General features: G+C 72.3%; 8 protein-coding genes. 5 read left to right on the top strand and 3 right to left on the bottom strand.

Annotated features, from left to right (window positions below):
• Window positions 1-179: 179 nt before the first annotated feature.
• Genes ACF1G2_RS26695 through ACF1G2_RS26675 form a run of 5 tightly spaced genes read left to right on the top strand, consistent with a single transcriptional unit; the run spans window position 180 to window position 9,399 of the window.
• On the top strand, window positions 180-3,353 hold the full coding sequence (locus ACF1G2_RS26695; RefSeq protein ID WP_391800701.1) for an amino acid adenylation domain-containing protein: 3,174 nt from the start codon (window positions 180-182) through the stop codon (window positions 3,351-3,353).
• Window positions 3,346-4,803 carry a serine hydroxymethyltransferase gene (glyA, locus tag ACF1G2_RS26690; RefSeq protein WP_391800700.1) on the top strand — a complete coding sequence of 486 codons (1,458 nt, stop codon included), beginning with the start codon at window positions 3,346-3,348 and terminating at the stop codon, window positions 4,801-4,803. Before ACF1G2_RS26695 ends, glyA begins: the two co-directional genes overlap by 8 nt.
• A complete protein-coding gene (locus ACF1G2_RS26685; RefSeq protein ID WP_391800699.1) occupies window positions 4,800-7,271 on the top strand; it encodes an amino acid adenylation domain-containing protein in 2,472 nt (823 codons plus the stop codon). The genes glyA and ACF1G2_RS26685 overlap by 4 nt, the downstream gene beginning before the upstream one ends.
• Window positions 7,268-8,083, top strand: coding sequence for an alpha/beta fold hydrolase (locus tag ACF1G2_RS26680; protein WP_391800698.1), 816 nt, complete (start codon window positions 7,268-7,270; stop codon window positions 8,081-8,083). The genes ACF1G2_RS26685 and ACF1G2_RS26680 overlap by 4 nt, the downstream gene beginning before the upstream one ends.
• Window positions 8,080-9,399, top strand: a complete 1,320-nt coding sequence (locus ACF1G2_RS26675; protein ID WP_391800697.1) for an MFS transporter — start codon at window positions 8,080-8,082, stop codon at window positions 9,397-9,399. Before ACF1G2_RS26680 ends, ACF1G2_RS26675 begins: the two co-directional genes overlap by 4 nt.
• On the opposite strand, the gene ACF1G2_RS26670 is transcribed toward ACF1G2_RS26675, so the two are convergent.
• The 3 genes from ACF1G2_RS26670 to ACF1G2_RS26660 all read right to left on the bottom strand — a co-directional run bounded on the left by ACF1G2_RS26670 (window position 9,386) and on the right by ACF1G2_RS26660 (window position 13,360).
• Entirely contained in the window at window positions 9,386-11,356 is a 1,971-nt protein-coding gene (locus ACF1G2_RS26670; protein ID WP_391800696.1) for a BTAD domain-containing putative transcriptional regulator, read from the bottom strand. The two genes, ACF1G2_RS26675 and ACF1G2_RS26670, sit on opposite strands and share 14 nt — an antisense overlap.
• Before the next feature lie 476 nt (window positions 11,357-11,832).
• The gene (locus ACF1G2_RS26665) at window positions 11,833-12,558 is read right to left on the bottom strand and encodes a LuxR C-terminal-related transcriptional regulator (RefSeq protein ID WP_391800695.1); all 726 of its coding nucleotides are present in this window, start codon (window positions 12,556-12,558) and stop codon (window positions 11,833-11,835) included.
• Window positions 12,542-13,360 carry a sensor histidine kinase gene (locus ACF1G2_RS26660; protein WP_391800694.1) on the bottom strand — a complete coding sequence of 273 codons (819 nt, stop codon included), beginning with the start codon at window positions 13,358-13,360 and terminating at the stop codon, window positions 12,542-12,544. The genes ACF1G2_RS26665 and ACF1G2_RS26660 overlap by 17 nt, the downstream gene beginning before the upstream one ends.
• Window positions 13,361-14,087 lie beyond the last annotated feature (727 nt).

The raw sequence follows: 14,087 nt of genomic DNA, 5'->3' as shown, positions 1-14,087 counted from the left end.
CGCCGCACCCGGCCCACCAGGTTCCGGCCCCGCTCCCTCTCCCGTACCGCCACCGCCCTACCCCGTCATGCCCCGACCTGCCCTGCCCGCTTCCTGCCGCACCGGGGCGCGAGGGTCCGGGTCGCTTCCCCGCGCCCGCTGGGCGACCACCGTGAACAGCCGAACGGAGTTCTGTGACGATGAGCATGCACACCGCCGAGTCGCGCATCCAACTGTCCTTCGGACAGGAGCAGTTGTGGTTCCTCGACCAGATGAGCCCCGGTGAGACCACCTACAACGTCCCCCTCGCCTACCGGCTGCGCGGTGCGCTCGACACGGCCGCCCTGGAGGGCGCGCTCAACGTGCTGGTGAAGCGCCACGAGCAGTTGCGGGTGACCTTCCACGCGGCCGACGGCGTCCCCTACCAGGTCGTCTCGCCTGCCGAGGACCGGCCGCTGCCGCTCCGGGACCTGTCCGGGCTCGCGCCCGACGAGGCCGAGAACGAGCTGCGCGAGGCGCTGCAGACCGAGGCGGACACGCCGTTCGACCTGGCCGCCGGCCCGATCTCCCGGTTCCAGCTCTTCCGGCTGGCCGACGACCACCACGTGCTAAGCCTGAGCTTCCACCACATCGTCACCGACGGCTGGTCCGGCGGTGTCGTCAGCCGTGAGATCTCCCAGGCGTACGGAGAGCTCGCCGCGGGCCGGACGCCCGCGCTGCCGGAGCTGTCCATCGGCTACGCCGACCACATCCAGCGCCAGCGCAAGCAGCGCGCCGACGGGGTGTGGGAGGAGGAGCTGAAGTTCTGGGAGGAGCGGCTGGCCGGTCTGGAGGCGCTCGAACTGCCGGCCGACCGGCTGCGGCCGGCCGAGCCCACGCAGAACGGCGAGACCTTCGTGGTCGACTTCCCGGCCGAACTGCTGACGAAGGCCCGGGCCCTCGCGCACGAGCAGGGCGCCTCCCTCTACATGGTGGTCGCCGCGGCGCTGAACGTCGTACTGAGCCGCTACAGCGGGCAGGACGACATCGCCCTCGGCGTGCCGATGCTGGGCCGTACCGACCCCGAACTCGAAGACGTCGTCGGTCTGTTCATCAACATGACGGTGCTGCGCTGCGACCTGTCGGGCGATGTCACCTTCGCCGAGCTCCTGGAGCGCATCGCCGACGCGAACCTCGACATGTACGACAACCAGGACGTGCCGTTCGACCACGTCGTGGACCGTGTGCAGACGACGCGCGACGCGGGGCGCAACCCGCTGTTCCAGATCGCCTGCCAGCTGCTCGGCGAGGCGGCGACGGGCGACTCCCTGGAGCTGGCCGGGCTGACCTCCGAGTCGATCACGCTCGCCACCTCCCGCTCGCGGTTCGACCTCTCCTTCAGCTTCGTGGAGGGCGCCGAACGGCTGCGCCTGATCGTCGAGTTCGCGACCGACCTGTACGACCGCTGGCGCGTCGAGGCCATGATCGGGCACTTCCGGAACGTGCTCGACGCGGCCTCGGACGCCCCGGAGACCCCGGTCGCGGCGCTGCCGCTGCTTGCCGAGTCGGAGCGCGCCGAGCTCCTGGAGGTGGGCCGCGGCGCCGACTTCGACTACCCGACCGAGCCGGTGCACGCGACGATCGCCCGGATCGCGAGGGAGAACCCCGAGCTGGTCGCGGCGGTCTGCCGCGGCAAGGAGATGACGTACGGCGAGCTGATGCGCAGGGCCGGCAAGCTCGCCCGGTACATCCGCGCCCGGGGCGTGCGCCAGGAGGAGGTCGTCGCCATCGCGATGGACCGTGACCTGGACGCGCTGGTGGCGATCCTCGGTGTCATGGTGTCCGGCGCCGCGTACACGATCATCGACCCCTCGCACCCCAACGCCCGCCTGGACCACATGCTGCGGGACACCAAGAGCCCGCTGGTCATCACGCGGGCCGGTTCGGTGGGCGACCTGCCGGAGTCGTGCGGCTGGGCGAGCGTCAACATCGACACCGACTGGGACGCCATCGAGGCGCAGCCGGACGACGAGCCGCTGGAGGAGTGGGCCCAGCCGGACTCCCTGATCTACGTCCTCTACACCTCGGGGTCCACCGGGCGCCCGAAGGGCGTGATGATCGAGCAGCGTGGCCTGCGCATGTTCATCGAGGCGTACCGGCGCAGCTTCGGCGAGTGGACCACCGAGGACCGGCTGCTGCAGCTGCCCGCGCTGACCTTCGACATGTCCCAGGGCGAGATCTTCGCCGGTCTGATCAGCGGTTCGGCCCTGGTGCTCGTGGCGCCGGAGGACGCCTCGTCCCCGGAGTCCCTCGGCTCTCTCATCCGGGACCAGCGGGTGACGTACGCCGGTCTGTCGCCCGCGATCCTGTCGGTGGTGGACGCGGGGCCGTACCCGGACCTGAAGTACATCATGGGCGGTGCGGAGGCGCTGCCGGCCGAACTGGTCAACAAGTGGAACCTGCCGGGGCGCAAGTTCGTGAACCTCTACGGCCCCACCGAGGCGTCGGTGGCGACCACCGAGTACCTCTGCGAGCACAAGGAGTGGCTGTCCTCGCCGCCCATCGGCCGGCCCGAGTTCGGCAGGCTGCACTACGTGGTGGACAAGGAGTTCAACCTGGTGCCGGTCGGTGTCCCCGGTGAGCTGCTGATCGGCGGCGACGAGGGTCTGGCCCGCGGGTACCTCAACCTGCCGGAGATGACGCAGGAGAAGTTCGTCCCGGATCCGTTCCTGGGCGAGGGCCGGGTCTACCGCACGGGCGACCTGGTGCGCTGGACGCGCGATCTGCAGATCGACTTCATCGGGCGGCTCGACAACCAGGTCAAGTTGCGTGGTCTGCGGATCGAGCTCGGCGAGATCGAGTCCGGTCTGCTGACCCACCCGAAGGTGCGGATGGCCCTGGTACTGCTGCGTGAGGACTTCGGGGAGAAGCAGCTCGTCGCGTACTACACGGTCCTCGGCGACACCCCGCCGACGGTGGCGGAGCTCCGCGAGCACCTGGGCAGCACGATGCCGGAGTACATGGTGCCGACGGGCTGGGTGGAGCTGACGGAGTTCCCGCTGACCCCGGCCCGCAAGATCGACCGGGCCAAGCTCCCCGCCCCGGCGTCGGGTTCGGGTGACGGGACGGCCAGTTTCGTCGCCCCGGTGACGGCGACCGAGGAGAAGGTGGCCGAGGTCTTCGGTGCTGTACTGTCCATGACACAGGTCAGCGCGGACGGCAACTTCTTCGAGCTGGGGGGCAATTCGCTGCAGGCGATGCGGGTGGTGAGCCGGCTCAACAAGCACTTCGGCGTCAAGGTCAACGTCCGCTCCCTGTACGGCGGGGCCACCGTCGCCTCCGTCGCCACCGCCATCGACACGCTGGTGGAGTCCAAGGCGGGCGCGCGTGCTTGAGGTCCCACGGGTGGCCATCCCGTCCGCGCAGGCGTACGCCTCCCAGAACGGCTCCGGCTCCGCCCATGACTCCGCGCAGGCCCTGCTGCTGCGCCAGGGTGTGGCGCTGCTGAACCGGACCGACCCCGAACTGGCCCTGCTCCTCGACCGCGAGGTGGAGGAGCAGGCCATGACCCTCGCCATGGTGGCGTCCGCCAGCGTCGCGAACCCGGCCGTCCTGGCCACGGGCGGGGCCGCCCTGTCGAACGTGACGGCCGAGGGCTATCCGGGGGCCCGCTACCACCCCGGCGCCGGGCGGTTCGACGCCGCCGAGCGTCTGGCCGTCGAGCGCGCCAAGCACGCCTTCGGCGCGCGGTACGCCAATGTGCAGCCGCACTCCTGCTCCTCGGCCAACCAGGCCGTGCTGGCGGCGCTGCTGCCCCCGGGCGGGGTCCTGCTCGCCCTCGACCTGGACTCCGGCGGCCACCTGACCCACGGGTCGGCCGCCTCGGTCACCGGGCACCACTACCGGGCCGTCCACTACGGACTCGACGACCAGGGGCTCATCGACTACGACCAGGTGGCCGAACTGGCCCTGGCCCACCGCCCCAAGGTGCTCATCGCGGGAGCCAGCGCCTATCCGCGGACGCTGGACTTCGCCCGGTTCCGCGCCATCGCCGACTCGGTGGGGGCCTACCTGGTGGCCGACATCTCGCACATCGCCGGCCTGGTGGCCGCCGGGGAGCACCCCAGCCCCATCGACCTGGCGCACGTCACCACCACCAGCACGTACAAGCAGCTGGGCGGGCCGCGCGGAGGGCTGATCCTCATGGGCGAGGAGCACCGGGCGCCCGGCCCCGACTCCCGCCGGACCCCGCTCGACCGGCTGATGCAGCGCGCGGTCTTCCCGCAGTCCCAGGGGACGCCGAGCCCTGCGTCGGTCGCCGCCAAGGCACACGCGCTCAAGCTGGTGGCCGAGCCGGAGTTCCGGGCGACCATGCGGCTGGTACGCGACGACGCCGCGGCGCTCTCCGACGCCCTGGCCGAGTACGGCTACCGGGTCCTGACCGGCGGCACCGAGAACCACATGGTGCTCCTGGACATGTTCGACCGCGGCATCACCGGTGTCGTCGCCGAACGCGCCCTGGAGGCGTGCGGAATCCTCACCAACCGCAACCGCATCCCCAAGGACACCAAGGCCCCGCTCGTCGCCAGCGGCCTGCGTCTGGGCACGAACGTGCTGGCGCAACGCGGCATGGGCCCCGCCGAGATGCGGGTCTGCGCGGCTCTGCTGCACGAGGTGCTCATGGCCACCACGGTGCTCGGCGACACCGAGTTCCGTACCGACCCCGGGGTCCGCGACCGTGTGGTGGCCGAGGTGGCCACCCTGTGCCGCGCCCACCCCCTGCCCTTCGGCGCCGGCCTCGGCCCCGCCGAGGGCTCCGACCGCGAGGCAGGAGAGAGGTCTTGAGCCGGAACACCACTCCCGCGTCGCCTCCCGCGCAGGCGACGGCCTCACAGGGACCCGCCCCGCAGCCCGCTCCGGCACCCGTAACGGCGCCGCCCGCGCTGCTGCCGGCGGACCGCCCGCGACTGCCCGGAGCCGCTCCGGACCGCAGCGACTCCGTCCGGCTGGCGCTGGGCCCGTCGGCACGGACCGCCCCGGAGGAGATGCTGCTGGCCGGCTTCACCGCGCTGCTCCACCGCTGGACCGGTCAGGCCGCGTTCGGCTTCCTCGTCACGACCCCCGCTTCGGGGACGGTCCGGCTCGGCCGGACCGTCCCCGGGGCGGCGGCCCTCACCGGGCTGGCCCTCGGCACCGAGGCCGGGCGGGAGTCCGTCGAGGGGTCAGGCCCGCAGGACGAGTTCGAGCTGGTGCTGCACGCGCCGGGCGAGGAGGACGACGGGCTGCCGGGCGCGGAGCTGCGGTACGCCCCCGAACTCTTCGACCGGGACACCGTCCGCCGGTTCCTCGTCTCCTACCGCACGCTCCTGGAGGACGGGCTGACCGACCCGGAGCGTCCGGTGGCGGAGCTGCGGCTGCTCCCGGAGGACGAACTCCGCCGCATGCTCGTCGAGTGGAACGACACCGCGGCCGACCTTCCGCACGGCGTGTGCCTGCACTCCGCCTTCGAGGCCCGCGCCGCCGAGGCCCCCGACGCCCCCGCTCTGCTGGGCAGCGGCGGGACCCGGACGTACCGCGAGGTCAACGAGGCGGCGAACCGGCTCGCCCACCACCTGAGGACGCTGGGTGTCGGCCCGGACCGGCGCGTCGGCATCTGCCTGGACCGGAGCGCCGAGCTTCTGGTCGCCGTGCTCGGCGTGCTCAAGGCGGGCGGCGCCTATGTGCCGCTCGACCCCGACTACCCGCGCGAGCGCCTCGCGACCATGGTCGCGGGGACGTCCTGCGCGGTCGTGGTCAGCAGGACCGGGCCGGCCGAGAGCCTGCCGCTGCCGGACATCGACCCGGCCACTCCCGTGGTGCTCCTGGACCGGGACGAGGCGGTCCTCGCCGCGCTCCCCGCGCACGACCCCGAGGGCGGGGCGACGCCCGAGGATCTCGCGTACATCATCCACACCTCGGGCTCCACCGGCGCTCCCAAGCCGATCGCCCTGCGCCATCGCGGGGTGATGAACAACATCGCGGACCTCAACACCCGCTTCGGCGTGGGTCCCGGTGACCGGGTCCTCGCCCTGTCGTCGCCCAGCTTCGACATGTCGGTGTACGAGTTCCTGGGGCTGACGGCCGCGGGCGGCACGGTGATCCTTCCGGAGCCGGAGCGCGCGAAGGACCCGGAGCACTGGGCCGACCTGCTGGCCGAGCACCGGGTCACCGTGTGGAACTCCGCCCCGGCCCTCCTCGACATGGTCGTCGACCATCTCGAGAGCACCGGCGCCCGGCCGCTGGACGATCTGCGGCTCGCCCTGCTCGGCGGCGACTGGATCCCCGTGTCGCTGCCCGACCGGGCCCGCGCGAAGGCCCCCGCCCTGCGCTTCGTCGCCCTCGGCGGGGCCACCGAGTCGTCCATCCACTCGACGATCTACGAGGTGGTGAAGACCGACCCGCGCTGGACGAGCATCCCGTACGGCCGTCCCATGGCCAACCAGCGCACGTACATCCTCGACGAGAGCCGCAGGCCCGTGCCCCCCGGTGTCCCGGGTGAACTCCATCTGGCGGGGATCGGACTGGCCCGGGACTATCTCGGCCGGCCGGAGCAGACCGCGGAGCGGTTCTTCGACTGGTCCTGCGGCCCGGTGTCGGGCGAGCGGCTCTACCGGACGGGCGACATCGCCCGGCACGGGCCCGACGGCCTGATCGAACTGCTCGGCAGGGCGGACTTCCAGGTCAAGCTGCGCGGTCTGCGGATCGAACTCGGCGAGATCGAGTCCGTGCTGCGCGCCCACGACACCGTGCGGGAGGCGGTCGTCACCGCGCACCCCGACGGGTCGGGCGACCGGCGGCTGGTCGCGTACGTCGTCGCCGAGTCGGGCCGGACCGTGGAGGCGCAGGCGGTCGCCGAGCACGCCGCCCTCTCGCTGCCCCGCTTCATGGTGCCGAGCACCGTGCTGGTCCTGGACGAGCTGCCCCTGACGCCCAACGGGAAGGTCGACCGCAAGGCCCTTCCGGCGCCGCCCGACGACCCGGGCGAGCCCGAGGAGAGCTACGCGCCTCCGGCCACGGAGACCGAGAGGACGGTGGCCGAGATCTTCGCGGCCGTGCTCGGCGTCGCACGGCTCGGGGCGGACAGCGGCTTCTTCGCGGTCGGCGGCAACTCCCTCCAGGCCATGCGCGCGGTCACCCGGCTCAACAAGCACTTCGGGATCAGGGTGAACGTCCGTCTGCTGTACGGCGGGAGCACCGTCCGGAGCATCGCGCTCGTCATCGACGAGCGGCTCGCGCAGCCCGCACCGACCCCGAACGGAGCGTCCGCACCGTGATCGAACCGTCCGTCGGCAGTCTCGTCGCCCTCCGGGCGGAGGGCGACCGGCTCCCGCTCCACTGTGTCCATCCGGTCTCCGGTTCTCCCTTCTGCTACTCGGCGATGGCGCACCGGCTCCGGGACGGACAGCCGGTGTTCGGCTTCGAGGCGCCGGGGTTCGACGGTGCCTCCGAACCCCTCACCTCCATCCGGGCCCTGGCCGAGCTGCACACGGCCTCACTCCGCGCGGCCCGCCCGCACGGTCCGTACCAGCTGCTGGGCTGGTCGCTGGGCGGCGTCGTCGCCTACGAGATGGCGCGGATGCTCGCCGCCGAGGGGGAGGAGGTGCCGCTGCTCGTCATCGTCGACGCGGCGCTTCCCGGGACGCAGTCGGTGCCGCCCGACGACGAGCTGGCCCGCTACTTCCTGTACGACTTCCTCGGCGTGACCCGTGACCGGGCCCCGGGCGTCGACAAGGCGCTGGCCGGTGTGCGTCCGGGGGCGGAGCCGGCCGAGGTCTTCGAGGCGGCCGAGCTCCACGGGGCCGTACCGGAGGAGTTCGACGCGGAGTTCCTGATGGAGCGGTACGCCCTGTTCCGTACGCATGTCGTGGCCATGCGCGAGCACCGTCTCGACGCGGTCCACGACGGTCCGGCGATCCTGATCAAGGCCGAGGACTCGGTGGAGCGGCTGCTCGACTGGAGTCCGTACGTGAGCCGGCTCACCGTGCGCACGGCACCGGGCGACCACCACTCGGTGTGGCAGGGCCCGGGGCTCACGGCCATCAGCGCGATCGTCGACCAGGCTCTCGGGGAGGCGAATCCGGCATGACGGAGCACGGCACACCCACCGCCCCGGCCCCCGCGGCCGAGGCGGAGGGCCCCCCTCGGTCGCTCTGGCGCGACAGGGACTTCATGGTGTTCTGGACGGGCGAGGCGCTCTCCCTCTACGGGACCCAGATCACCCAGCTCGCACTTCCGCTGACCGCGGTCCTGGTCTTCGGGGTGGGTGCCGGGGAGCTGGGCATGCTGCGGTTCGCCCAGCTCGTTCCCTTCCTCGGCCTCGCGCTGCTCTTCGGCGTCTGGGTGGACCGGATACGCAAGCGCCCGGTCATGCTGGGCGCCAACGTGGTCAGGATGGTGCTGATCGGCCTGGTGCCGGTCCTGTACGAGTTCGACCTGCTGACGCTGCCGGCGCTGTACGCCCTGGCGCTCGGCATCGGGGTCGCGACGGTGCTCTTCGACGTCAGCTGGATGTCGTACGTCCCCGTCCTGGTGAAGGACCGGCGCAGCCTGCTGGAGGCCAACACCAAGCTGAACGCCACCCTTTCGTCGGCGGACATCGCCGGCCCGGGACTCGCCGGCACGCTGGTGAGCGCGTTCTCGGCGCCCTTCGCCATGACCGCCAACGCCTTCTCGTACGCCCTGTCGGTGCTGTCGCTGATCCTCATCAGGAAGCCCGAGCCGGCGCCCGAGCCGCCTGCGGAGAAGCGCCGGCTGCGCGCCGAACTCGCCGAGGGCCTGCGGTGGGTGTTCGGCAACCGGTGGCTGCGGGCGATGGGTCTGGTCGGCTGCTCCTGCAACTTCCTGCTCACCATGGTGCAGACGCTGTTCCTGCTGTACGCGGTGCGCGACAAGGAGCTGTCCGCGGCCGCGGTCGGTTTCGTCATGGGCGCGGCGGCCGTGGGCGGACTCCTGGGCGCGCTGGTGTCGGGCATGGTGGTGCGCCGGCTGTCGGTGGGCACCGCCTACCGGGTGTCGGTGTCGATCATCTTCCTCGGTCCGCTGCTCGTCCCGGCGGCGGGCGGTCCGCGCTGGCTCCTCGTGGGCCTGTTCGTGGCCTCCTTCTTCCTGGAGTACTTCGGCGCGAGCGTCTCGAACGTCCTCATCGTGAGTCTGCGTCAGACCATCACGCCGCAGCACCTGATGGGACGGATGACGGCCGCGATGCGCATGCTGCTGTACGGCGGCGGTGCGCTGGGCGGCCCCGTCGGCGGTCTGCTCGCGGCGATGGCGGGGCTGCACGGTGCCCTGTGGATCGGCGGCCTGCTCTCCGCCGCGATGCTGATCCCGATCTTCCTCTCCCCGGTCGGCAGGCTGCGCACCATGCCGACCGGGCCCGAGGACGCCGCCCTCACCTCGCGGTGAGGTCCGTCGGCCGCGTGACGTCGTCGCACCGGCGGAACGCGGCCCTGCGGAGCACCGCGGCGCGGCGCAGCACCACGGCGTAGCTCTCTCCCCGTTCCTTCTCCGCCGGCCGGTCGTCCAGGACGACCGGCCGCGCCTGCGCCAGGCGCGCGAGGGCGGCCCGTCGGTTCAGCATCGGCTCGCTCTGCGCGCACTCCGCCGCGTAGATCCCCAGGAGGTCGTGGAGGCGGTAGCGGTGGCCGTGGTCCTCCAGGAGATGGTGGGCGACGAGCGTGTCGAGCAGCGTCCGGGCGGTGTCACGGTCCGTGTCGGCGAGGGCCGCCGCGACCGTGCCGGTGATCGGGCCGTCCTTGGCCAGGCCCAGGAAGCGGAACATCCGCGCCGCCTCGGCGGGCAGTGCCTGGTACGAGGTCTCGAACGCGTCGCGGACGCTGGCCAGGGCGTCGTCCGCCACCGTGAAGCGGTCGAGCCGGCCGCTCTCCACGGTGTACTGCTCCACCAGCGTCGCCAGCGGGACGTCGGGGTTGGTCGCGATCCCCTCGGCGGTGATGCGCAGGGCGAGCGGCAGTCCGCCGCAGAGCGCCGCCAGTCGGCGTGCGGTCCGGGGCTCGCCGGAGAGCCGGCCTCCGGACAGGGCGGTGAGCAGCTGCGCCGCCTCGTCGACGGCGAGCGGGCGGACGGTGTGCGTGCGTGCCCCGTCGCGGGCGGCGAGTCCGCCGAACCGCTGGCGGCTGGTGGCGACGACGCAGGACGCGCCGCGCGGGATGAGCGGGCGGAGCTGGTCCACGCTCAGCGCGTCGTCGAGGACGATCAGCATCCGTCTGCCGTACAGCAGGCTGCGGTAGAGCGTGGCCCGGCTGGCGAGGTCGCGCGGGATGCGGGTGCTGTCGGCGCCGAGGCTGGTGAGCAGCTGGAGCAGCGCGTCCGAGGCGGTGAGCGGCCTGCCGCGCAGACCGTTGCCGCAGAGGTCGACGTAGAGCTGGCCGTCGGGGAAGCGGTCCGTGAGCCGGTGGGCCAGTTCCAGGACGAGGGCGGACTTCCCGACACCGGCGGGGCCGTCGACGACGATCACCGGAGTGCTCGGCAGGGTCCCGCGGCTCGTGGGCTCGTCGTCGAGGAGACCTTCCAGCTGCTTCAGCTCGGTGTCGCGTCCGGTGAATCCGCGGGCCACCGGCGGGAGCTGCGCGGGTAAGGGGTATCCGGCGCCGAGCCCGTCCCGGGGCCGGGGGGCGAGGCCGCCGCCGGGGAGCCGTAACTCCCGCTGCCCCGCGAGGATCCGCCGGTGGAGGTCCTGCAGTTCGGTCCCCGGCTCGATGCCCAGCTCCGTGCGCAGCAGCTGCCGGGTCTCCGCGTACACCGCGAGGGCGTGCGCCTGGCGGCCCGCGTGGTAGAGCGCCAGCATCAGCAGCCAGCGGAGCTTCTCGCGCAGCGGCTCCTCCGCCGCGGCGCGGGAGAGGGCGTCGACCACCTCGGCGTGCTCGCCCGCCTCGACCATGACCGCCGCCCACTCCTCGACGGCGGTGAGGCGCAGGTCCCGCAGACGGACGCCCTCCATCGCGGCGAAGGGACCGGGCACGCCGGAGTACGCCTCGCCCCGCCAGAGGGCCAGGGCGTCCTCGTACAGCCGTAACGTCGTCTCGGCACTGCCGCCCTCGCGTGATCTGCGGGCGTGGCCGTGGCGTTCGACGAAGAGCGTGGCGTCGACGTCCGTGGGCTCGAGCCGGAGGCAGTACCCTCCGGGTTCCGAGGAGAGCACCGTGCTGGCCGCTCTGTTGCCGCGTCCCGGCTCCAGCGCCCGGCGCAGCCGGGCGACATAGGTGTGGACGCCGTTGGCCGCGGTCTGCGGGGTGTCGCTGCCCCAGAGGGCGCTGGTGATGGTGTCCCCGCTCACCACCTCGCCCGCCCGGCTGGCCAGCAGGCTCAGGACCGCGCGCTGTTTGGGCGAGCCCAGCGCCACTTCCTCCCCGTGCCGCCAGGCACGGATCGGCCCTAAGAGCTGTATGCGAAGAGGTGCCCCCGTGCAGGTCATGTCCCGTTCACCCCTCAGGGTCGCGTGCTGTTCATGTCGGTTCCCGGTGGTGGCCGTTCGGGCCCCGGGGCTGCGCGAAGGCGGCGAGTTGCGCCGCTTATCGCGTTGTTCATGAAGAGCCGGTGTCTCCGCGGGAGGCGGCCGGCGCGGGCAGGTGACCTGCCCGGTCGCTCAGGACGCGCGCGGCGGCCACGAGCGCGGGCCGCAGAGGCCCTTGCTGTGGCCATGACACGCGCCGGACTCCGCATCCGCGCCGCGTGCCGGCAGGTGAGTCTCGCGAGGCGTCACTCGAGGCATGGGCCGAATCTAAACCGGACACCGGTGCGACACCAGGCCTTCAGGGAGCATCGGGCATGCTCCGAAAGGAGTAGGCCGATCACCCTTGTACGGGCCGGTCCTCACGGTCACATGACCCGGCGGCACACCAGCTCCGGGACCGACAGGGACCGTGCGCCCTTCCCGGCGGGGTCGATGAGGCGCGCCTCCACCGCCTTGTTCACGGCACCGATGCGTGAGGCCACGCCCAGCTTCTCGAAGATGTTCCGCAGGTGCCGCTTCACGGTGGCCTCGGTGATGCCCAGCCTGGTCGCGATCTGCCGGTTGCTCAGCGCGCCGGCGACCTGGGTGAGCACCTCCCGTTCGCGGGGCGAGAGGGAGTTCCCGACGCCGCGTATGGCGGTCTCCGGAGTGGCCCTGCCGGGCAGGGCGATCATGACCTGCGGGTCACGCGCCATGGCCCCGCGGATGGCGCAGAGCAGCGAGTCGCGCGGCGAGCTCTTGTGCAGATAGCCGTGGGCCCCGCGGGCGAGCAGCTCGTGCACGAGCGGGCCGTGGTCGTGCATGGACAGCATCAGCACCCGCAGGCGCGGGAAGCGCACGGTCAACTCGCTGACCACACTGGGGGCGTGATGGTGGGGCATCTCCACGTCGAGCAGCACCACGTGTGCTCCGGTGCTGGCCACCAGGTCACCGAGGCCCACGGACGTGTCCGCCTCGGCGACGACGCACAGGTCGTGCTCCGCGTCGAGGAGCTGGCAGAGGGCGTCGCGGAGGAGGGAGTGGTCGTCGACCGCGATGATGCGGATCGGCTCCCCCGGCCACGGCGGCCTGGTCTCATCTGGCGTCCGCATGCCACTCCTCGCCCGCCGGCACCGTGAAGGCGAGGGTCGTGCCCGCGCCGGGAGCGCTGTCGATCTCCATCCGGCCGCCCAGCAGCCGGATCCGTTCGGCCACGGAGGCGAGGCCGTTGCCGAACGCCCACTCCCGGGGAAGACCGACTCCGTCGTCGCTCACCCGGGCGGCCAGCCCCCGGACGTCCCACCGCACGTCGACGGTCACACGGGAGGCGCGGGCGTGCGCCAGGGCGTTGCGCAGGCACTCGCGCAGGACGAGGAAGAGCTCCTCGCCGAGGGTGCCGGGCAGCGGATCGTCGAAGTCGTCGATCCGGATCTCCACGACGGGCCGCTCGACGGCCATGGCGGTGACGAAGGCGGCCAGGGCCCCTTGGAGGGAGCCGGCGGAGTGTGCGCCGGTCCGCAGCTCGGTCACCACGTCCCGCGTGCTGTGCATCGTCTCCAGAATGGCCTGCTTCAGGCTGTCGAGGCGAGGGTCGGTCGCCGAGGAGACGTTCTGGGTGAGTTCGTAGAGTTCCAGCTGACGCAGGGCCAGGCTGGCCGCGCTGCCGATGCGGTCGTGGATCTCCCTCGCCATCGCGTCGCGGCTCTGCCGGGCGGACTCCCGTACGAGGTCGAGGAGATGGAGGTCGGGACCGTCCGCATCACTCTCGAGGGATCGGGTGACCGCCGCCTGGAGCGTCGCCAGGACCCTCGTGGCGTTCAGGTCGCCGGCAGGCCGGCGCGTGAGCGACCGCTCCAGGAACTCGGCGACGACCTGGACGAGTACGGACCCCGCGCGCAGGGCGTGGACCGGCACCGTCCCCCGCTCGCTCCACGCTCCCCCCGGGCGGCGTGGCGTCGGACGCGGCTCGGGTCCGCCGTCGCGGGACGCCGTGGCGCCGCTCCCGAGGACGGCGGCGCATTCTGAGAGGATTCCATGAACCCGCGCACATACGGAATCCCAGACTTCCACATTCGTACCGATCGGATTCCGCTGCTCGACGAGCCTGCTCCGATAGGCTTCGAGCAACTCGGGCTCGCGGGCGACTAATTCCGCGACCAGTCCCCCGTCTTCGTCACAAGGACCTTGGCGTGGCTTTCCCTGCGCCGACGCGTCGGACACGTCTCCCCCTCCCCCATACCTTCCCCCTCCTCCGGCCCCTCGTCGCGCAGTCGGTGCAAAACGGAGAGAAAGGCCGGAGATCGCCATGATCATGCCGTACCGGCAAAAGGACGTCAAGTGCCGCGCCCGCGGAATCCAGCTTTCTCCACGGCTTTGCTCCGCCACGCAAATCCGACGAATGAACTCGGACGGCGACGAACGCCCGGCATATCCACTTCCCAGGAGTACCAGCGGGCGCCGAACATGAACCGAGTGGCGGACGAACGCGCGCCGAACACACCGGCGCGCGCTGCGGCGCCGACGGAGAATCCTCCCGCCCCACACCCTCCCCGCCAGGCGCGTCAACAGTCTTTTCAGGCCGAACCGCGTCCGCGCGGGCGAAGAGGCCGGCCGTCCCGGCCCGTACCCGCCCGGAAGGCTC

This window comes from Streptomyces sp. NPDC013457, assembly GCF_043089925.1.
GTDB lineage: Bacteria > Actinomycetota > Actinomycetes > Streptomycetales > Streptomycetaceae > Streptomyces.
The sequence above is the reverse complement of the archived record's forward strand: the minus strand, read 5'-3'. Positions and strand labels throughout refer to the sequence as shown.